19 protein-coding genes are annotated in these 21,425 nt (G+C 32.6%); 5 read left to right on the forward strand and 14 right to left on the reverse strand.

Annotated features, from left to right (window positions below; translation table 11 throughout):
- Positions 1-2: 2 nt before the first annotated feature.
- From murQ to mnmE, 4 genes are read right to left on the reverse strand one after another with little or no spacing between them, the layout of a single operon-like run.
- A complete protein-coding gene (gene murQ / locus HPY57_05780; protein NPV11286.1) occupies positions 3-932 on the reverse strand; it encodes an N-acetylmuramic acid 6-phosphate etherase in 930 nt (309 codons plus the stop codon).
- Positions 919-1,599, reverse strand: coding sequence for a 16S rRNA (guanine(527)-N(7))-methyltransferase RsmG (rsmG, locus tag HPY57_05785; protein ID NPV11287.1), 681 nt, complete (start codon positions 1,597-1,599; stop codon positions 919-921). The genes murQ and rsmG overlap by 14 nt, the downstream gene beginning before the upstream one ends.
- Positions 1,600-1,607: 8 nt before the next feature.
- On the reverse strand, positions 1,608-3,464 hold the full coding sequence (gene mnmG, locus HPY57_05790) for a tRNA uridine-5-carboxymethylaminomethyl(34) synthesis enzyme MnmG (GenBank protein NPV11288.1): 1,857 nt from the start codon (positions 3,462-3,464) through the stop codon (positions 1,608-1,610).
- Positions 3,465-3,496: 32 nt separating this feature from the next.
- Positions 3,497-4,852 carry a tRNA uridine-5-carboxymethylaminomethyl(34) synthesis GTPase MnmE gene (gene mnmE, locus HPY57_05795; GenBank protein ID NPV11289.1) on the reverse strand — a complete coding sequence of 452 codons (1,356 nt, stop codon included), beginning with the start codon at positions 4,850-4,852 and terminating at the stop codon, positions 3,497-3,499.
- Positions 4,853-4,967: 115 nt separating this feature from the next.
- On the opposite strand from mnmE, the gene HPY57_05800 reads away from it, so the two are divergent.
- From HPY57_05800 to hslU, 5 genes are all read left to right on the forward strand, one after another.
- The gene (locus HPY57_05800; GenBank protein ID NPV11290.1) at positions 4,968-5,552 is read left to right on the forward strand and encodes a DUF3109 family protein; all 585 of its coding nucleotides are present in this window, start codon (positions 4,968-4,970) and stop codon (positions 5,550-5,552) included.
- A 3-nt stretch (positions 5,553-5,555) separates the two neighbouring features.
- Complete coding sequence (gene rpoN, locus HPY57_05805; protein NPV11291.1) at positions 5,556-7,016, forward strand: RNA polymerase factor sigma-54; 1,461 nt, start codon at positions 5,556-5,558, stop codon at positions 7,014-7,016.
- A gap of 140 nt (positions 7,017-7,156) precedes the next feature.
- Positions 7,157-9,502, forward strand: a complete 2,346-nt coding sequence (locus HPY57_05810) for a hypothetical protein (GenBank protein ID NPV11292.1) — start codon at positions 7,157-7,159, stop codon at positions 9,500-9,502.
- A gap of 8 nt (positions 9,503-9,510) precedes the next feature.
- A complete protein-coding gene (gene hslV / locus HPY57_05815; protein NPV11293.1) occupies positions 9,511-10,044 on the forward strand; it encodes an ATP-dependent protease subunit HslV in 534 nt (177 codons plus the stop codon).
- Between the two features lie 5 nt (positions 10,045-10,049).
- Positions 10,050-11,465, forward strand: a complete 1,416-nt coding sequence (gene hslU, locus HPY57_05820; protein ID NPV11294.1) for an ATP-dependent protease ATPase subunit HslU — start codon at positions 10,050-10,052, stop codon at positions 11,463-11,465.
- Positions 11,466-11,620: 155 nt separating this feature from the next.
- On the opposite strand, the gene HPY57_05825 is transcribed toward hslU, so the two are convergent.
- The 10 genes from HPY57_05825 to HPY57_05870 all read right to left on the reverse strand — a co-directional run bounded on the left by HPY57_05825 (position 11,621) and on the right by HPY57_05870 (position 21,414).
- The gene (locus HPY57_05825; protein NPV11295.1) at positions 11,621-12,592 is read right to left on the reverse strand and encodes a KpsF/GutQ family sugar-phosphate isomerase; all 972 of its coding nucleotides are present in this window, start codon (positions 12,590-12,592) and stop codon (positions 11,621-11,623) included.
- Positions 12,580-13,356, reverse strand: coding sequence for a hypothetical protein (locus tag HPY57_05830; protein ID NPV11296.1), 777 nt, complete (start codon positions 13,354-13,356; stop codon positions 12,580-12,582). Before HPY57_05830 ends, HPY57_05825 begins: the two co-directional genes overlap by 13 nt.
- Positions 13,357-13,367: 11 nt before the next feature.
- A complete protein-coding gene (locus HPY57_05835; protein ID NPV11297.1) occupies positions 13,368-13,880 on the reverse strand; it encodes an HAD-IIIA family hydrolase in 513 nt (170 codons plus the stop codon).
- Between the two features lie 34 nt (positions 13,881-13,914).
- A complete protein-coding gene (gene kdsA / locus HPY57_05840; protein NPV11298.1) occupies positions 13,915-14,745 on the reverse strand; it encodes a 3-deoxy-8-phosphooctulonate synthase in 831 nt (276 codons plus the stop codon).
- A gap of 169 nt (positions 14,746-14,914) precedes the next feature.
- Entirely contained in the window at positions 14,915-15,214 is a 300-nt protein-coding gene (locus HPY57_05845; protein NPV11299.1) for a hypothetical protein, read from the reverse strand.
- A gap of 57 nt (positions 15,215-15,271) precedes the next feature.
- Positions 15,272-17,512 carry a copper-translocating P-type ATPase gene (locus HPY57_05850; protein ID NPV11300.1) on the reverse strand — a complete coding sequence of 747 codons (2,241 nt, stop codon included), beginning with the start codon at positions 17,510-17,512 and terminating at the stop codon, positions 15,272-15,274.
- A gap of 154 nt (positions 17,513-17,666) precedes the next feature.
- Complete coding sequence (locus tag HPY57_05855; GenBank protein ID NPV11301.1) at positions 17,667-18,665, reverse strand: cation transporter; 999 nt, start codon at positions 18,663-18,665, stop codon at positions 17,667-17,669.
- A 40-nt stretch (positions 18,666-18,705) separates the two neighbouring features.
- Positions 18,706-19,431 (reverse strand): hypothetical protein, encoded by a 726-nt coding sequence (locus tag HPY57_05860; GenBank protein NPV11302.1) that lies wholly within the window; start codon positions 19,429-19,431, stop codon positions 18,706-18,708.
- A 1-nt stretch (position 19,432) separates the two neighbouring features.
- A complete protein-coding gene (gene sfsA / locus HPY57_05865; GenBank protein ID NPV11303.1) occupies positions 19,433-20,608 on the reverse strand; it encodes a DNA/RNA nuclease SfsA in 1,176 nt (391 codons plus the stop codon).
- Positions 20,609-20,847: 239 nt separating this feature from the next.
- Positions 20,848-21,414 carry an SIS domain-containing protein gene (locus HPY57_05870; protein ID NPV11304.1) on the reverse strand — a complete coding sequence of 189 codons (567 nt, stop codon included), beginning with the start codon at positions 21,412-21,414 and terminating at the stop codon, positions 20,848-20,850.
- Positions 21,415-21,425: the final 11 nt, after the last annotated feature.

Raw genomic sequence — 21,425 nt, forward strand, 5'->3', positions numbered from 1 at the left:
CCTTAATCAAATTTACCTTCAATAGCTTTTCTTACAAAACCATCACTTAATTCTAGTCTGCGAACTGCTTCTTCATAATCTACATTAGCAAGAATCATTACAAGAGCAGTCTTAACATTTCCTTTTGCTTCTTTTAGATATTTTTCTGCTTCTTCGTAACTGACGCCGGTAATAATCATCACAATTCGTTTCGAACGTTCAACTAACTTTTGATTTGTCATCTGTAAATCAATCATCATATTCTCATAAACTTTACCAATTCTAATCATTGCTGTAGTGGTTATCATATTAAGAATTAACTTTTGTGCTGTCCCACTTTTCATTCGTGTCGAACCCATAATTACCTCTGGACCAACCTCTGGACAAATAGCAACATCAACCTCTTTAATATTAAATTCCTTTCTCGGATTAGAAGTTATAAAAACCGTCTTTGCTCCTAACTCTTTAGCTTTTTTTATTGCACCGACGACATAGGGAGTTCTTCGACTTGCTGCAATTCCTACAACTGTATCTTTTGATGTAACATTTGCTTTTAAAACATCATTGGCTCCATTTTCTTCTTTATCTTCTGCACCTTCTTGTGCAACAAACATAGCTTCACGACCACCTGCAATGAACCCCTGAACCAATTCGTGAGGAGTCCCAAATGTTGGAGGGCACTCTGCCGCATCTACAACACCAAGCCTGCCACTTGTTCCAGCCCCGAAATATAAAAGTCGTCCTCCTTTCTTGAAGGAATCGACAACAAATTCAACTGCTTGAGCAATGTATGGTATTTCCTTTTCAACAGCATATGGGACTTTTTTATCTTCTTCATTTATAATTCTAAGAATTTCAGTTGTTGATTTTGAATCGATATCCATACTGTTTGGATTTCTTTGTTCAGTAAGAAGATTTTTTATTTCTTCAAATACTTTTTTACTTCCTTCCATTTATCCTCTCCACAATTACTATATATTTTTTGTTTATGTTATCTGGATTTTCTGGTAAATAAATTAAAGGAATTTTTTGAACCACAATATAATTAAATCTCTTTTTTGCTTCTGTTATTTCTTGATCAAGTTCATCACCGCCTTTCATTACTGCGATCTTTGATTCTTTTGCTTTTAAAAGAGGTAAAGAATATAATATAAGAGTTTTCAAATCGGCAACTGCTCTTGAGATAATTAAATCAAAACTTTTTCCATATTTTTTTATAAAATTTTTATCTTCTGCCCTTGTCCAAACAACTTCAACATTGTCCAATCCAATTATTTGAACAATCTCTTTAACAGCCAATACTTTTTTATTGATTGAATCTATCAGTGTAATGCGAGATTTTGGATTTTCAATTGAAAATGGGATCCCCGGCAATCCGCCGCCTGTCCCAATATCCAGAACATTCCCTTCAAAACCTTTGAACAATGTTGAAAAAATTAAACAAGGGATAATATGCCTTTCAATGATGTTATTTTCATCTTTTCTTGAGATAAGATTTATTTTTTTATTAAAATTTAACAATTGTTCAACATAATTAAGACAAACAAGCCTGGAATTCTCAGGCAAAACTATTGAGTTTAACCTTAAAAGTTCATCGAATTTGTCTATAAGATTTTTCACGTGAAAAATTATTTTAGATGTACTAAAAGGATTGATAAATCAGTTATTCTAATACCAGAGATTCGGCTTGCCTGTCCAAAAGAAGAAGGCCTGATTTTCTCGAGTTTTTCTCTGCTTTCCATGGAAAGCGCTTTTACTTTTGAATAGTCGAAATTTTTAGGGATTGTGATATTTTCATTTTCAAGAAATTTTTGAATATCCTCATTCTGGCGTTTTATATAACCCTCATATTTTAGTTCAATCTCTGCTTGAAAAATTGCCTCTTTGCTTATTTTTTGATCGTTTATAAAATTATATCCCGATCGATGAAGCAGTTCTAATAATGTAATATCTTTCCTTTTAACTAACTTCGAGATTGATTCATTCTGATTAATTTCGCTTTGTTCATACTTTCTAAGTAAGTCATTTACTTGTTCAGGTTTTAAATATATTTTATTTGACCAATCCAGTATTCTGTTAATTTCCTGTTCTTTCTTAAGTACCTGTTCATATGCCCAGGCCGGAATCAACCCAAGTTGATATCCGTATTTCATTAATCTTCTATCCGCGTTATCTTGTCTTAAATTTAATCGATATTCTGCTCTTGAAGTGAACATTCGATATGGCTCATCAGTGCCTTTATTTACAAGATCATCAATCAAAACGCCTATATATGCTTCATGTCTTTTTAAGATTAAAGGATCGTTGCCTAATATTTTAAGTGCTGCATTTATTCCAGCCATAATTCCTTGTGCTGCAGCTTCTTCGTAACCTGATGTTCCATTAATTTGACCAGCAAAATATAATCCTTCAACAAGCTTGGTCTCTAAAGTCAAATCAATTTGATATGGTGGGAAGAAATCATATTCAACTGCATATCCTGGCCTGATCATCTCAGCTTTTTCAAGTCCTGGAACTGTTCGTATAGCTTTTAATTGAATATCTGCTGGTAAGCTTGATGAAAAACCATTTACATAAATAACATCCGTATTTAACCCATCAGGCTCCAGAAATAAATGATGTCTTTCTTTATCACTAAATCGATAAATTTTATCCTCAATTGATGGGCAATAACGAGGTCCAACACCCTTTATTATTCCAGTGAAAAGCGGAGAATCTACAAATCCCATTCTGAGTATATCGTGAGTCTTTTGATTTGTGTATGTAATAAAACAAGAGACTTGCGGTAAAGAAAAAGATGTTGTTTTATAAGAAAAGAAAGATGGTTCCTCATCACCTTTTTGTTCTTCCATTACAGAGAAATCAATTGTTTTTCTATCAAGTCGTGGTGGAGTTCCTGTCTTTAATCTTCCACTAACAAAACCGATTTCCTGAAGCATTTCAGTTAACCCGGTTACCTTAGGTTCGCCATATCTCCCTCCTTCCATCTGAGTTCTGCCCGTGAACATTTTACCATTTAAAAAAGTCCCTGCAGCTATTATCACAGCTTTTGAGAAAATTTTAATTCCATTAAGTTCAACACCTTGAACTTTATTATTTTTCACTAAAATTTTTGTGACAATTCCTTCTAAAATTTCTAGATTTCTGATTTCAGAAAGTAACTGTAATGCTACAATAGAATAAAGTTCGCGATCATTTTGTGTTCTCGGTGACCAGACTGCTGGCCCTTTTGATCGGTTAAGCATCTTAAATTGAATTGCTGTTTTATCTGCAATTTGACCGATCAAACCACCGAGCGAATCTATTTCTTTTACTAAATGTCCCTTTGCCGTTCCTCCTACCGCAGGATTGCAGGACATTCTGCCTATTGCCTTTTTGTCCATAGTTATTAAAGCAACCTGAAGTCCCATATTGGCACCTGCTGCGGCAGCTTCAATCCCGGCATGACCGCCGCCAATAACAATTATATCATACTTTTCTTTCATAAAAGCAATCCTTAAATTTTCACGTGAAAAATTTACTTACCTATGCAGAATTTTGAAAAGATTGAGTTTAAAATTTCCTCGGATGTGATTTCTCCGGTTAATTCTTTAAGTGAATTTGCAGCCTTTCTTAAATCTATTGCAACAAATTCATTTGATTGGTTTTCAATTAAGCTCTGTTTAGCATTTAAAAGTGCATCTTGGGCCGATTTTAATGAATTATAATGTCTAATATTTGAAATAACAGCAACATCCTCAGAATAAATTTGATGATCAATTACGTAGTTCTTAAACAATTCAAATAATTTATCAATTCCATCACCCGTTTTCGCAGAAATCAAAATAATGTTTTGATACTGCATCAAATTTTTTCGTTGTTCATCTGAAATTAAATCTGATTTATTCAATACTTTAAAAACCGTTTTATTTGATGCATAAATTCCAAAATCGTTTAATTGTTCTTCAAGGTTATCAAACTCAACAAGATGAAGAATTATATCTGATTTTTCTACAAGATTCTTTGCTCTTTTTATGCCTTCTTCCTCAATTACATCTGAAGAAATTCTCAAACCAGCGGTATCAAAAAATCTAAAGAGAGTTCCATCTATAAATATCTCTTCCTTAATTACATCTCTTGTTGTTCCTGGAATATCGCTCACTATGGCTCTTTCATCATTGACAATTTTATTTAAAAGACTTGACTTACCAACATTTGGCTTTCCAATGATTAAAACATTGATACCTTCGTAAATTAATTTGCCTCTATTAAAAGTTGATAGCAATTTATCGATGAGATTTTTAATATTTTCAATCTTTGCAATTAAAATTGTTTTATCAACTAATTCTATATCATCCTCAACAAAATCTAGTTCAAGTTCAAGTAGTCCAATTACTTCGACCAGGTAATTTTTAATTTCTCTGATTTTATCGGATAAAATTCCGTCCAATTGCTTTCGAGCACTTTGTACAGCAATGTCCGACCTTGATTGAATTATTTCGGACACTGCTTCCGCTTGAAGCAAATCTATTTTACCATTAAGGAAAGCTCTTTTTGTAAACTCACCCGGTTCGGCAAGTCTTGCTCCATTTTCTAAAAGTAATTGAATGATTTTTCTTGTGATCAAAAAATTTCCATGATGTGAAATCTCTATTGAATCCTCCCCAGTATAAGAATGTGGTTCTCTAAACACAGAAATTAGTACATCATCAATGTTATTTAATAACCGACCGTAATATATCCTGTGAGTTGGCGAATCAGAAAGTTTATGTTTGCCAACAAATATTTTATCACCAATTTCGAGTGCTTTAGGACCACTTACTCGAACTATTGAAACTGCGCCAATTCCATAGGCGGTTATTGCAGCACAAATTGTATCATTATTTTTCTTCATATCGAAATCAAATTTAGTGAATTATTTAACTTTTGACATCCGAGCATTTTACTTTAAATTGCAAATTCAAGCTCCAAAAAATCAATAAAAAGTTCAATTAATCAATTTTTACCCAATGAACGAAGAAAATCTTTATTTTATTAAAGTAGATGATGTAACCGTTAGCAGTACTGTGATTGATGAATACTTTCAATGCGATCTTGAGAAATGCAAAGGTGCTTGTTGTACAATTGAAAACGCTTATGGCGCTCCAATTACTCTTGAAGAAGCAAATATTCTAGTAAAAATTCAGGATAAGCTTTTCAAGTATCTTCCGGAAAAACATATTCAAATTTTACAAAAATACGGACCTTACGAGGTTCATAAAGGATTTTATCATACAAGGACATTTGAAGATAAAGAATGTGTTTTTGTCTACTATGATGGTGATATTGCAAAATGTGCAATTGAAAAAGCTTTTTTAGAAGGTGAGATTGATTTTAGAAAACCAATTTCTTGTCATCTTTTCCCAATTCGAAAAATAAATTTTGGCAGTGATGTTTTAAGAGCAGAGTTTCTTTCAATCTGTGAAGCTGCTTTGACTCGTGGACTTGATTCGAAAATACCCGTTTATGAATTTTGTAAGGACTCTTTGATACGTTTATACGGTAAAAGTTGGTTTGAAAAATTAAAACAGGCTATTAATAAACTGAAAAAATGAGTTATGCTAACATTAAATCAGAAATTATCTCAACAACTTCAACTTCTTCCACAACAAATTCTCTACCAAAAGTTATTACAATTAAATAACCTATCACTTGAACAAAAAATCAGAGAAGAATTACACTTAAATCCTGTTCTTGAAGAAGTCCCTATTGAAGAAAACATTCAAACTCAGGAAGAAGATAGAATTTCCTCTGAAACAGAAAGTTTAGCAGATCAGCACGAGGATCAAATTGAAGAAATTGAATCTTTTACAATCGAAGATTTTATGAATGATAATCCTGAGTCTTTCTCTCCAGATTATCAAGGTGGAGATGAAGAAGTAATCGAAATACCATCACCTGAAAAACAAAGTCTTTATGAACAATTATTAAACCAATTAAGTTTGCTAAACCTTTCACCAGATCTTTTCAGATTAGGCGAAGAGATTATTGGGAATATTGATGAAGATGGTTATTTAGCTGTTAATCTAGAAGATATCTTAAAGGATCTTGAGCTCTTTGAAAATATCAAAATTCCCTACGAAAAGGCAGAAAAGTTATTAAAACAAATTCAACACTTTGAACCACTTGGTATTGCATCCAGAAATCTTCAAGAATGTTTACTTATCCAGCTTGAAGAAAAAGATATAAACCCGAAAGTAAAGAATATTGCAAGGAAAATTTTATCAGAACATTTTGATGATTTTACTTCAAAGCGATATGAATCAATAGAAAACAAATTAAAAATTACCCGCGAAGAACTTAAAGAAGCTTTGAATGTAATTCAACATTTAAATCCAAAACCAGGTGAAGGAACATTAACTAACACCGATTTACAACAAATCACTCCCGACTTAATTGTAGAAAAAGTTGATAATAAATTTGTTGTCTATCTCAATGACAGAAATATACCACAACTTCGTATAAATCCTGAATATGAGATTATTTTTAAAAAGAAATTAAAAAAGATTAAATCAGGTGACGAAAAAGAACTCAAGAAATTTATTAAAGAGAAACTGGACGCTGCTAAATGGTTTATTGATGCCATTGAGCAAAGGAAGATAACATTGCTTAGAGTTATGAATATGATTGTAGAAAAGCAAAAAGACTTTTTTGAGTATGGTGAGAAACATCTTAAACCGATGATCTATAAAGATATTGCTGAGCCGCTCAATCTCGATATCTCAACTATAAGCAGAGTCGTTAATGGTAAGTATGTGCAATCACCCGTTGGAATTCATGAATTAAAATACTTTTTCTCAGAAGGGCTTGAAACCGAAAACGGAGAAGCTATTTCGAACAAAAATGTAAAAATCAGAATAAAAGAAATAATTGATAACGAAGATAAAAGTAATCCTTATAACGATGATGAAATTGCTAAAATTCTAAATAAGGAAGGCATCAAAATTGCCCGCCGTACCGTTGCCAAATACAGGGAGCAACTTGGTATCCCTGTTGCTAAACTCCGACGGCAAATTTAATTAATATGCAGCTTGTTATTGAAATCATTCAAATTATTTTTTTCTTTTCCATATTTGCCATCATCCATTCGGTGCTTGCAAGTCTCAGAATTAAAAATTTTATCAGGGAAAAATTTGGGAACTTAATCGCTTTTTATAGAATGGGCTATAATTTTTTAAGTATAATTTCGTTTGGTTTATTCCTTTACTTTGCTCCTAAGCCACATCAAATTGTATTTGAAATCCCTTATCCTTTTGATTTAATTGTATACATTTTTCAAATATTATCTCTTATCGGAATACTCTGGTCTGCTAAAAATACAGATTGGAAAGAATTTCTTGGTTTAAGTCAAATAAAAAGATACTTTAATGGAAATTACAATGATCAATTTGATGAGAACTATAAATTAAAAATTAACGGAGCTTATAGAATTTCTCGGCATCCAATTTATTTATTTTCGATTTTATTTCTGGCACTAAGACCTTATATGACTGTCTTTTATTTTGTCACTTTATTGTTAATAATTTTGTATTTCTATATTGGATCAATTTTTGAGGAAAAGAAATTAGAAAAAATATTCGGAATTGATTACATAAACTATAAAAAAGAAGTTTCACGCATCTTTCCTTATAAATGGTTAGTAAAAGGATTCACCATGAAGAAAATTTTGGCATTTTTAATTTTTGCAGCATTATTTTTCACAGCGGAAAATGTTTCCGCTCAATCGAAAGATTCAATTTTAGTTGACATGGGCAATAAAGTCATAACTGTTGATGAATTTGTAACTCGTTTTGAGTTTACACCCTGGCCAAGAAGAAACATCAGATACATTGATAATGAATTGAAACTTGAATTCCTGAAAACATTAATGGCAGAAAAACTACTTTCGATTTATGGCAATGAGATAAAAATTGATACAAGCTTCGACTTAAATCAGACTTTTAATAATCTCGAGAAAATGATAGTGCGAGATGCTCTTTACAGGAAAGAAATTCTTGGGAATATCAAGATAGACCAAAACGAATTAAACAATGCAATCGCTAAAAGCCAAATAACATTATTTGTCAGATATATTTTTGATCCCGACTCCTCCGAAATATATTCAATCTTTTATAAGCTTTTAAGCGGATCGAATTTCGATTCAATATTATCAACAAGAGCTGAGAGTGAAGACCAGAAGTTTCCGATGCCAGTAACATACGGGACTTTAATCGAAGACTTTGAAAATGTTGTTTATAAAACTCAGCCGGGAGATTTTACTTATCCATTAAAATCAACTCTTGGGTATTATATTTTCAAAGTAGACAGTTCAAAATTCGAAGTCGGGCTTGGTCCAAAAGAATTCAGTGATGCAGCAAGAAAAGCAGAAAAGATTCTCAAACAAAGAATCGAAGAAAAACTTTATCAAGAATATTTCAAAAAATTTTTCTCGAAAAAAAGAGGCGAGGCTGATGGAGAAGTTTTTTGGAAATTTGTTGATGCTGCAGCAAAAAGATTTAAATGGAAATTTGAAAACCAAAATCCTGTCAGAAATAATGAGTACATTATTGATGTTGAAGATGTAAGACAAATTGAAAATGAGCTGGGTGAGTTGAAAAATCAGGTTTTAATCAAGCTTGAAAATAGGAATGCAACGGTCAGTGAATTTTTGAGATCACTTTTATTCAAAGGTTTTACAGTAACTGTTTCAAGCGAAAGATATATTGCCGCAAGATTAAACAAAGCAATCAAAAATTTTTTAGAGGATGAATATCTTGCAGAGGAAGGGTTCAGGCAGGGCTTGCATCTTAAACCAGAAGTCAAAAAAGATATTGATATGTGGCGTGACTTCTATTATGCAAACTGGTACACATTAACCTTGAAAAACAATATCCAGATCACTGATGTTGAAATTGAGAATTACATCAAAGAAAGAAGCATTAAATCGGAAGAAGTCATTTTTGTAAATGTCCAGGAAATTTTAGTCGATAGTCTTGAACAAGTTGAAGTTCTTCTGAACAAACTAAGAAATGGTGAAGATTTCGGAGAACTTGCACGGAAATATTCAAAACGGAAATGGGCAGCCGAAAAAAACGGCGAGCTTGGATTTTTCCCATCCTCAATGTATGATGAAATTGGAAATACTGCTGAGAGAATGAATGTAGGTGAAATTTTTGCACCCGTTGAAACAAAAGATGGTTTTTCTATTATTAAACTTTTAGACAAAAAAATAGAACGCCCAGACACTGTGAATGTTCAAGATTTTTCTGATTTAAAAGAAAAAATTCGTAACGAATTAAAACAAAAAAAGTTCGATAAAGAAAGAGATAAACTTGTAGCTGAACTTGCTCAGAAATATGTGAAAAACATTAATGTCGACTTATTAAACTCTATTAAAGTTACAAATCTGAATATGTTTGTTTATCGTTATATGGGATTCGGGGGAAAAATGACAGCGGTACCTGTAATCGCACCGTACATTTCATGGTACGAAGAATGGAAAAAAATTAACAAAACTTTGCCATAGGAGCCGGTATGAAAGAAATTCATTCCACAACAATTATTGGACTTGTTCACAATGGTCAAGCAGCAATGGGAGGAGATGGACAGGTTACTCTCGGTCAAACTGTTATGAAACACAACGCCAGAAAAGTTAGAAAACTTTACAACAATACAGTTCTTGCTGGATTTGCTGGTGCATCAGCCGACGCATTCACTTTGCTTGAGAGATTCGAAGACAAACTTGAACAATACAAAGGGAATCTTTCGCGTGCGGCTGTTGAACTTGCAAAAGACTGGCGAACTGATAAATACTTACGAAGACTCGAAGCAATGCTTGCCGTTGTTTCAAAAGAGAAAGCATTAATCATCTCTGGAAATGGAGATGTAATCGAGCCAGATGATAATATTGTTGCCATTGGTTCAGGTGGAAGTTATGCGTTGGCTGCTGCAAAAATGTTAATTAAACACAGCAATCTTTCTGCAAAAGAAATTGTCGAAGAAGCATTAAACACTGCTGCGGATATTTGCATTTATACCAATAAGAATTTAATCATCGAGGAGCTTTGAATTTTATGAAAACTAAAAAGAACAAAAACAATCAATACGAAATCAAAAGTCTGACACCATCCGAAATAGTACGTGAGCTGGATAAATATATAGTCGGTCAAGATGCTGCAAAAAAAGCTGTTGCTATTGCTTTAAGAAATAGATGGAGACGACAGCAGGTAAAAGAAAATCTTCGTGAAGAAATTTTACCTAACAATATTATTTTAATAGGACCAACTGGTGTTGGGAAAACCGAAATCGCGCGGAGGCTGGCAAAACTTGCAAACGCTCCATTCCTGAAAGTTGAAGCATCAAAATATACAGAGGTTGGTTATGTTGGCAGAGATGTAGAATCAATGATTAGAGAGATTACAGACATTGCTGTTAATATGGTCAAGCAAGAACGAATGGAAGAAGTTCGAGAAAAAGCACAGAAATTAGCCGATGAAAAAATCCTTGATATTTTGCTTGAACCAGTAAGAAAAACTGTTCGCGAGCCTCTCCCTCTTATCTCCGATCAAGAAATTAAACCCGTAGAAGAAATCGAACAACCAAAAAAATCTGCTCGAGATTATTACAGAGAAAAATTAGTAAAAGGAGAACTCGACGATACTATAATTGAATTTGATACTCAGGCAGATACAAGCGGCCCAGTTATGCAGATACTTGGTCCATTTGGTCCTGATGATTTAGGAATCAATATTCAGGAAATGCTCGGTAATATTTTACCGAAGAAGACAAAAAAGAAAAAGATGACAATTAAAGAAGCTCGTCAATACTTCCGCGAAGAAGAAGCAAAAAAATTAATCGATATGGACGCGATAATTAAAGAGGCAATCTTTAGAGTTGAGAATACAGGTATCATATTTATTGATGAAATTGACAAAATTGCAGGTCCTCCATCTAAAGTTGGTCCCGATGTTTCAAGAGAAGGTGTTCAAAGAGATTTACTACCAATTGTAGAAGGTTCAACTGTTAACACCAAATATGGACCAGTAAAAAGTGATCATATTTTATTTATTGCTTCAGGTGCATTTCATGTATCAAAGCCGTCAGACTTAATTCCCGAATTGCAGGGAAGATTCCCAATCAGAGTCGAGTTGCATAGTTTAACAGAAGATGATTTTGTGAAAATCCTCACACTTCCAGAAAACGCACTAATTAAACAATATGCAGCTTTATTAAAAAGCGATGGGGTTGAAATTGAATTTGATGAAGGCGCAATAAGAGAAATTGCAAAAACAGCCGCAGAAGTGAATGAGCAGGTTGAAAACATTGGAGCAAGAAGACTTCACACAATTCTTACAACTTTACTGGAAGATATTTTGTATGGTGTACCTGATTTAATCAAAGAGAAAAAAATTAAAATCACCAAAGAAATGGTAAACGAAAAATTAAGCAAGATTGTGAAAAACAGAGATTTAAGTAAGTATATTCTGTGATTTATTATTTGAGCTCACAAGAAGTGTAGAATATCACAGTCGGGAAATAAAATTAAATTTGATATTTTTTCTAAAGCTCAAGAGAGAATTAACATTTAATTGTATTAAAAGCAGAAACCCAGTAATAAAAAAAGAAATCACCAATTTTTTTACAATCAGGTATTTATAAAGCCAAGATTAACCAGATCATGCAGATGAACCATTCCTACCGGACGATTTTCATCATCAATGCAAATTAATTGAGTGATTTTATATGTTTCCATTAATTGAATTGCATAAGATGCAAGCACATCCGGTTTAATTGATTTTGGATTTTTGCCCATTACATCTTTTGCTTTAAGAATTGAAAGATCCTGAAATTTTTCCATTGCACGTCGAAGATCGCCATCAGTAATTATTCCGACTAATTTCCCTTCATCATTAACGACGCAGGTTGCTCCAAGTCTTTTTGTTGTCATTTCAAGTATCGCTGAATGCAAATCAATGTCTTGATGGACAACGGGGACATTTTCACCTTTCGTCATAATCTCTTCCACTTTAAGAGTCAGTCTCCTTCCAAGCGTTCCACCTGGATGATAAAGCGCAAATTGTTCTTTTGTAAAATTTTTTGCCTTAAGCAAAGCGATTGCAATTGCATCACCCATAACTAACGTTGCTGTGGTTGAAGATGTTGGTGCAAGGTCATACGGACATGCTTCTTCATCAACTGAAACATCCAATGCAATATCAGCTTCTTTGGCAAGATAAGATTTCATATCCCCCACAAGAGCAATTATTTTTGTTCCTATTCTTCTTAAAACAGGAAATATTCTAATAATTTCTGGAGTTGAACCTGATTTAGAAATCAGAATTACAACATCATCCATTTTTACCATTCCAAGATCACCATGAATTGCATCACTTGGATGCATAAACAAAGCAGGTGTCCCTGTTGAATTCATAGTTGCGACAATTTTTCGAGCAATTATTCCCGATTTACCAACTCCTGAAATAATCACCCGTCCTTTTGTATTTAAAATCGCTTCGACAGCTTTTGCAAAATTTTCGTTAATTCTTTCTTCGAGTTTTTTGACCGCTTCGGTCTCAATTCTTACAACTTCTTTTCCATCCTGAATTATTTTTTCCATAAAAACCTCTCAAAAATTTTTTTGAAAAAGTTTTTCTTTTTCGGTTTCATAGGGATTTCTTTTTTCAATTCAAATTTTTTCCAGTATCGATTATAATTTATAAAAGCAGAACGAATTTGTTCATCAGAAAATTTTTTAAGATTAGTAAAGAAATAGTTTATATCAGTTATTTTACTTGCATCTTTAATTCCTGCAACTTTCAAAAGCTCCTGATAGAAATTTGTAACTGGAATAAACTTGTTGAATTTCAGATTATAATCATAAATCCATAAACGTTTATGTTTTGGAGAGATTACAAAATCAAATTCATCTTTTTGAATTTCAATTACTCTTAGTTCAGAGTTATCGAATGGATGATTTTGACCAGGAGACCAATTCGAATAAGTAAACCAATTCTTTTCTTTATTGATCAGCTCAGAAGATTTAATTTGGAAATAATCAAAACCTTCGGATTGAATATCAACTTCAATTTGATTTTCAAATTCCTCGAAAATTGAAATTGTAACGGATCCCAATTCATAAAAAAATTTTCCAGTTGCGATTAAAGGTTGAATTGGAATTGTTGGATCAGGTTTATCATCTTTTTTGCCTAATATTAAATTGTAAGGTGGGAACTTTCCATAACCAATTACAAATAAATCTTCAAGTTTATCGTGATAAAGCTTATAACCTGGCCTATCTTCGGGCAGAATTAATCTCAACCAGTATCTTTCCAATTCATTTAATCTTCGAGGAAAATCCTGTCCATTAAAATAAAAACTCATTTCAGTACTTGCTAATCAAAGTTTTTGCCTTTCTTTTGAGCATCAAGAATTAAGTCGATTACTTCTCTTACAGCTCCTTTCCCACCTTCATTTTTTGTTACATAATCTACAATTCTTTTAACTTCTTTTCGGGCATTCTTTGGTGCACAGGAAAATCCAACTTTTTGAAGTAATGGAATATCAAAAAGATCATCTCCCATAAAAGCGATTTCATCAAAAGTAATGTTATATTTTTTTGCGAAAGATTCTGCGGCAGGCACTTTATCAATTGTTCCCTGAACAAGGTCTTCAATTTTTAAATCCTTTGCACGAGTTTCAACAATCTTTGAATTCCTTCCTGTTATAATTGCAACAGGAATTCCTGATTGTCTAAGCATCTCTATTCCATAACCATCGTGCACATTGAAAGTTTTTATTTCTTCACCTTGAGAAGAATAGACTATGCTTCCATCAGTTAAAACACCATCAACATCAAGAATTAATAACTTGATTCTTTTGAGTTTTTCTTTTAGTTCTTTTTTCATAGTTGAATAATTTATTTTTTTTTGTGGAGTAAAATTATTTCAAATTTATTTCACTGAAATTTTTTACAAGCTCATCAATTTGTTTTACTTGAATTAAAAGAGTCTCAAGAAAATTAAGTGGCAGTTGGGAATCAGCATCGCTTAAAGCTTTTGAAGGTTCTGGATGTGTTTCGAGAAAAAGACCAGCAATTCCAATAGAAATTGCTGCTTTTGCAAGATACGGGATAAACTCTCTTGCTCCACCAGATTTACCTCCAACTCCAGGAATTTGAACAGCATGAGTTGCATCCATTATTACAGGATATCCTATCTTTTTCATAATCACAAGTGAACGCATATCAACAACAAGATTGTGATAGCCAAAAGTTGTTCCTCTTTCAGTTAAAAGAATTTTTTCATTCCTGGTCGATTTAACTTTATCAGCAGCGTACTGAATTTCATCAGGTGCGAGAAATTGTCCTTTTTTAATGTTAACTACTTTCCCCGTCTTGCCAGCTTCAAGAAGCAATTCTGTTTGTCTGCATAAGAAAGCTGGTATTTGAAGTATATCGACTACTTCGGCTGCTAATTTTACTTCATCAACAGAGTGAACATCCGTAAGAACTGGTACGCCAAAAGTTTTCTTTATCTCATCCAAAATTTTGAGAGCTTCCTGATCACCAATTCCAGTAAACGAATTCACAGAAGTTCGATTTGCTTTTTTATATGATGATTTGAAAATGTATGGGATGTTTAATCTCGAAGTAATTTCAATAATTTTTTCGGCAGTTGAAAATACAAGATCTCTGCTTTCAACCACACAGGGACCCGCGATTAAAATGAATGGAAGATTATTATCAATTTTAATTCCGTTTAGTTCAATCATATAAAATTAGATATAAGTGCTTAGTCTAAATTCAATTCGTTAAAAATTTGTTACTAACTTATTGATTTTCGTGGAATAATTCTTTTGGGTTTTTGATAACGACAAAAAAAAGGAGTTTTACCCGAAGGCAAAACTCCTTAACAACTGAAGTGGGCAATATTGATGGAAATTAGTTTTTACTTTCTTTTGATTTTGAAGAATTGGTTTTATCTGTCTTGCAGCAATCGTCTGATTTTACTTGATCTTTTTCAGCATCATGGCTGTGATCTTTTGATGCTTTATCTTTTGTATCGCAAGACTCTTTTTTCTCAACCTTCGCTTCTGATTTTTCGGTTGAACAGCAGGCATCTTTCTTTTCAACTTTTTCAACTTTGGTTTCTTTTTTGACGGTTTGCTTTTCCTGAGCCTGAGAAAAAACAACTATTGTTAAAAAGAAAACTATTGTTAATGCACTTATTAAGTATTTCATAGGTCTCTCCTAATAGATTATTAATTGTTGTTAATTACTTATTAAACTTGCAACAATTTAAAGATTTTTCTTCCTAATTCGCAATGAATTAGTCACCACCGAAACAGAACTTAGAGACATTGCGGCTGCAGCAATCATTGGGTTCAAAATTCCAGCGGCTGCGAGTGGAATTCCAATTACATTGTAAATAAAAGCCCAGAAAAGATTTTGTTTAATCGCTTTAATTGTTAAATGCGATAATTTTATTGCTTTATAAACATCCATCAAATCGTTTTTCATTAATGTGATATCTGCAGTTTCCATCGCTATATCTGTTCCACTCGACATTGCAATGCTTACATCAGCTTCGGCAAGAGCCGGCGCATCATTAATTCCATCACCAACCATCGCAATAACTTTATTCTGTCCTTTTAATTCACGAATAACTTTTGCCTTTCCGTCTGGTAAGACTCTCGCAAAGTATTTATCAATTCCTGTTTGTGCTGCAATTGCACGAGCAGTCTCTTCGTTATCACCAGTTATCATCATCACTCTAATTCCAAGCGACTTTAATTTTTCGATTGCCTGAATGGAATTTTTCTTAATTGGATCACTAACCGAAATTAATGCTGAAGGATTTTTATTGATAGAAACAAAAACTAAAATTTTACCTTCTGTGAAAAGCGTTTCTATCAACTTTTTATGAGTGGAAAAATCAATCCCTTCTCTTTTCATTAAATCTTCTGTTCCTATTAAAATTTTGTCTTCACCAAAATCAGCTTCAATACCAAAACCTGGAAAGTATTTAAAATTATCCGGTTCAACCAATTCAATTCCGTTTTCCTTAGAATGATCTCTAATTGCCTTAGCAATTGGATGTTCTGATTTATTTTCAGCAGATGCAATTAACCTCAAGTTTAATTCATTGTTTGTCTCATTCAGAAAAATTATTTCATTAACTTTTGGTTTACCTTCGGTGATTGTTCCTGTTTTATCCAGAACAAGATCTGTAATTTTATGAGTAAGTTCGAGACTTTGAGCATTCTTAATTAAAATTCCATTATCAGCACCAATGCCAGTTCCCACAATCAAAGCAGTTGGAGTTGCAAGGCCCAAAGCGCAAGGACAGGCAATAATTAAAACAGCAACAAAATGAATTAAAGCTGTAGAGAAATTTGAACCGCTTAAAATCCAGGCAATGAAAGTCAAAGTTGCAATAAGAATAACAACAGGGACAAAAACCGAAGCAATTTTATCTGCAAGATTTTGAATCGGCGCCTTGGATGCTTGTGCTTCCTCAACCAGTTTAATTATCTGCCCAAGAATTGAATTCTTCCCCGTTGCAGAAACTCTGAAATTAAAGCTTCCTGCAAGATTAATTGTACCACCAATAACTTTATCCCCTTCTTTTTTCTCAACGGGAAGACTTTCTCCTGTTATCATTGATTCGTCAATAGAGGATAAACCATTCACAATAAATCCATCAGCAGGAACTCTCTCGCCAGGTCTTACGACTACTAAGTCATTAATCTTTAATTCTTCAATTTTTATTGTTATTTCAATCCCATTTCTGATAACATTTGCAGTTTTCGGTTTCAATCCAATCAGTTTTTTGATTGCTTCAGAGGTTTTGGATTTCGATTTTGCTTCAAGGTATCTTCCAAAAAGAATTAAAGTAATAATTACTGCTGATGTATCATAATAAACTTGCTGATGAGCAGGATGTCCACTAATTCCCAAAAGTTCAGGGAAGAAAGTTACTATAGTACTATACAAGTAAGCCGAGCCCGTACCAACTGCAACGAGAGTATTCATATCGAAAGAAAAATGTTTTAGTGTACTCCAGGCAATCTTGAAAAATCTTTTACCGCTTTTAAAGACCACAGGTGTTGTTAATATAAAAAGCAAGTATGATGAATAATTGAAGAAGCTCCCAATTGCTTTTTGAAAAGGCTCATACATTATAAGCATACTTATCAGGAAAACTGGTAATGTAAATATGAGCGAGAATTTTAAGTCATTTTTTAAATCAGATAAATATTTCTCTCTTTCTTTATCAACAAAATCTTCAACCGAAAGTTTATCTTCATTTGATTCAATTACACTGTAACCTGCTTTTTCAACTGCTTCTTTTAATCTCTCAAAATCAACTTTAGACGGGTCAATTTTAACTTGAGCCTGTTCCGTTGCGAGATTTACAATTGCCTCTTGAACTCCTTCTACTTTTTTCAAAGCTTTTTCCACTCTTAAAACACAGCTTGCACAGGTCATTCCTTCAATTGGCAGAGTTATGATGTCCGTTTTAATTTTATTCTCCATTTTTCACCAAAGTTTTTCAATTAAACAAAACTAAAACAATGAAAGTTTTAAATTTTGAATTTATTAAGCTCAAGTGAATTATTTAAGAATATTATCTGATATCCACTGAACAAAATTTTTGAAAAGTAAAAACTATAATTCCTTGCTAAAAACTTCACTCCATCAACGGAATAACAACTGAGTTACTGATACAATTTTCCTTATTCCATTCAAGTTTGTTAATAAAATCTGAGCTTCGAATTGAACAATCTTTTTTCTCACAATACTGACAATGGTCAGGTTTACAGGGATCAAAGTGAAGCATTGTTTGGAGTTCTGCTTCAAGATTTTGTCGTAAGGATTCTGTAATGAATTTCTGAATTTGATGAGATTGTTCAATGGTATAGTAAGACGGAATTATTAAATGAAAATCCACATAATGATGATTGCCTGCACTCCATGTTCTTAATTTATGAATTTCGATAAAATCATCATGTCTTATTTTGTTAAGGGCAGGAATTAATTTTTCAAGGAATTGATCGTCTCGTTCTTGCATTAACCCGCGAATTGAATGACGAACGAGTTTATAACCTGTTACAATTATATTTAATGCAACAAAAATTGCAATAAGTGGATCGAGGATCTTAAAATCTGTTATCATCACTACCACAATAGATATAAGAACAGCAATGCTGGTAACTGAATCTGTCAAAATATGTTTTCCATCTGCTTCAAGAATTAATGATTTTGTTCTTTTACCAACTCGAATCAAAAACAATCCAAGAAACAAATTAATAGCTGATGCAGCAAAAATTAAATAAGCACCAACATCAAGTTGTTGAAGTTCAATTCCAAAAATTAAATCTTCAATTGCGAAAAATATTATTGACAAAGCAGCCACAATTATTAATCCACCTTCAAAACCAGCTGAAAAGTACTCAATCTTTCCATGTCCATAAGGATGAGTTTCATCGGGAGGCTTTAATGAAATAAGCAAACTTATAAATGCAATTGATGTAGCAAAAATGTGGACAATCGATTCAATAGCATCGGAAAGGATGGCAGATGAACCTGTTATTGCAAACGCAAAAATTTTCAGGAAGAACATTAAAAAGCCAATTAAAAGAGAGAGGAGCGCCGCTTTTTTCTTATCACGTTCAAAATTGTTTATCATTTATTACTCCTTCAATATCTCAAAACTATCAATTTTATTTTTAATATGAATAACCGGCATTAAAAGAGCGAACCATTGCAAAAAACACCGGCTGAAATTTTTTGAATTCATTTTCATTGGGCGAAGTTAATTTAATCACAAAATCAGCTTTGAATGCACCTGTTCTGATGTATACAACCTGGGTTACTTGTTCGTGAGTTTTCTGTGGTTTTGATATGTAATATTGCGCTCGATTATAAGTAAAAGATGAATCATACAAAGATGGATTGAAAAGATTTTTGTTTGTATTTACCTGAATTAAAACCGATAGCCTTTTATCATAATTGGAGTTCTCTCCGGGAATAAAAATTACACCATCGATTATTTCCTTCACACGGTTATCAAAAAAAATCCATCCGTCTGGAAATAGTATTGAAACATTCAAGGTATTTTCTTCATAACGATTGATGATATCTGTAGTGTCAATTTCAATTCCAGCAAAAAAAATTTTTTCAGGTTTAATTTCCAGAGTATCCTTTTGTGGTAATCCTTGAACGACGACCTGAGGTTTTGGTTCTTCAATTTGTTTAAGCTCAACTGCAAATAGTTTTATTTTTTTTATTCTAATTTTGGTTGATTGGTTGAAATTAAGCCCAAGCAAAATTTGAATTACAATGATAAAGATCAGGTGAGAGACAAAAGAATAGTAAACTCCACGCTTCAGACCTTGATACCATTCAAATTTTAATTTCTTGATTTTACTTTGAAAGTCAATATAACTATTCATCTTAAAGGTTGTACTTTTTTATAAGTCGTCCCATTCTAAAGTCCAGAATTAATTCAATAAAATCCTTTCGTTCCAAAGGATTTTGATAGAAATAGAAAAGATGAGAATTGCAATTACAATCACTTGAACCAAAATTTTTAATTTCCCCATCGGCGATTTTACTTAATTCAGAAGCAACTTCACATTCGAGTTTTTCGTTGCTTCTAATTTCGATTGATTTATGAATTTTCGTTTTATCGAGCAAGTAATCAATATGCCAGTGAAAATTTTTTATTTTTCGTTTATGTCTTTCGACTCTCTTTGAAAGATTTTGCATTGCACTTCCGATGTAACAATAGTATCCTTTTTCAAAAGAAATTTTGCCTAAACTTCCAATTTCAATTTTTTGTTTTCGATTATTATAAATTACAAGAACATAAGTTCCAGAATCTTCTAACTCTCTTTCCAGAACATTAAATGGAATTTTAACCTTTTTTATATTCATTGGATCAAGAGATAAAGTATAATCCCAATCAAGAGAATAGACAAAAAATCTCAGTTTATCTTTCAAATGAAAAAAGTTTCTTGCAAATTTTAAGTCAGTATGAAACTCAGGCAAAAAATATTCGACATTCTTATTATGAACTAAAAAAAGAACACCACCAATTTTATCATCAGAATTCAATTCAGCGAGTTCATTTAAATGCTTTGTCCCTCTTTCTGTAATTGCATCGGGGAACATTGCAAGTTTTTTATGAAATAAAGTACAGGATTTGACCTCTAAGAAAAGTTCTTGCCTTCCATTGGTGAGATGAAAGTCAATTCTGCTGTTGTTTAAAGTCTTTTCTCTTGAAATAATATTAAAATCTTTTAAATCCTCAATTAAATGATTTTTAAGAAGCCACTCAGCTACAGAATTTGTTTCGGAAGTATGAAGTAAAACTGGTTCTGAGTTTTTAAAAACAGCTGCAACCGTATAATTCAAATTTCGATCTTCTGAATTTGTCTTGTATAGAAGAATTCTAGAACCTTTAAAGAGCAGTTCCCACAACCTTCCTGGATTTGGCAGATGAGCAAGTTGTTTTTTGCCTTCAATTAAGCATTCAACAACAAAACGATTGAGTCTTCTGATGAAAATTCCTTCAATCAATTTTTCTCTTGTAAAATTAAATATTGAGTAGTTTTTTGACTCATTCATAATTACAAATTAAAAGATTGAAAACTTTCAATGAAAGTTTCTTTACTTGTTTCAAGCATTAGATTTTGAATAAGAATTTCTAGAAGAATGATCATCCAAGCGAAATAGATTTTGTTACGAAGTTATTAAACAGGGAATTAACTTGAACGCTTGATTATAATGAGCAAATTTAAAGGGAGGTAAATTAATTTTATGAATTGAATGACTTGCTGAACAAATTAATCAGATTGTTGCTTCGTTCAATTACAATACAATTCAAGTTCGACCATTTCGCAAATAATGTGTTCGATTGTCAGGTGTCCTTCTTGAATTCGCTGAGTGTTTTCTGAAGGAACTTTGATAATCACATCGCAAAGATTACTCATCTTTCCGCCAGTTAATCCACTCAAACCTAAAACATACATTTTTTTGCTTTTAGCCATTTCAATTGCTTTGATAATATTCGGAGAGTTGCCGCTTGTCGAGATTGCCCAGAGAACATCTCCTTCATTTCCAAGGCCTTCAACATTTCTTGCAAAAACATTCTCGTAACCAATATCATTTCCGCCGGCTGTTAAATTTGATGTGTCGGTTGTTAATGCAATCGCTGGTAATGCTGGCCTTTTAATATGATGACTCAGTCTTATCATTAATTCAGTTGCAATGTGTTGACAATCAGCAGCGCTTCCACCATTTCCAATCAATAAAAGTTTTTTTCCGCTCTTAAAAGCATTAACAAGCAAATCAACTGCTCTTAAAATATCCTGTTCACAATTTTCCAAAATTTGTCTTTTAAGATTTGCACTCTCGTTTAATGATTCTTTTATGAATTTTGATT

The organism is Ignavibacteria bacterium, assembly GCA_013177855.1.
Classification (GTDB): Bacteria; Bacteroidota; Ignavibacteria; order Ch128b; family Ch128b; genus Ch128b.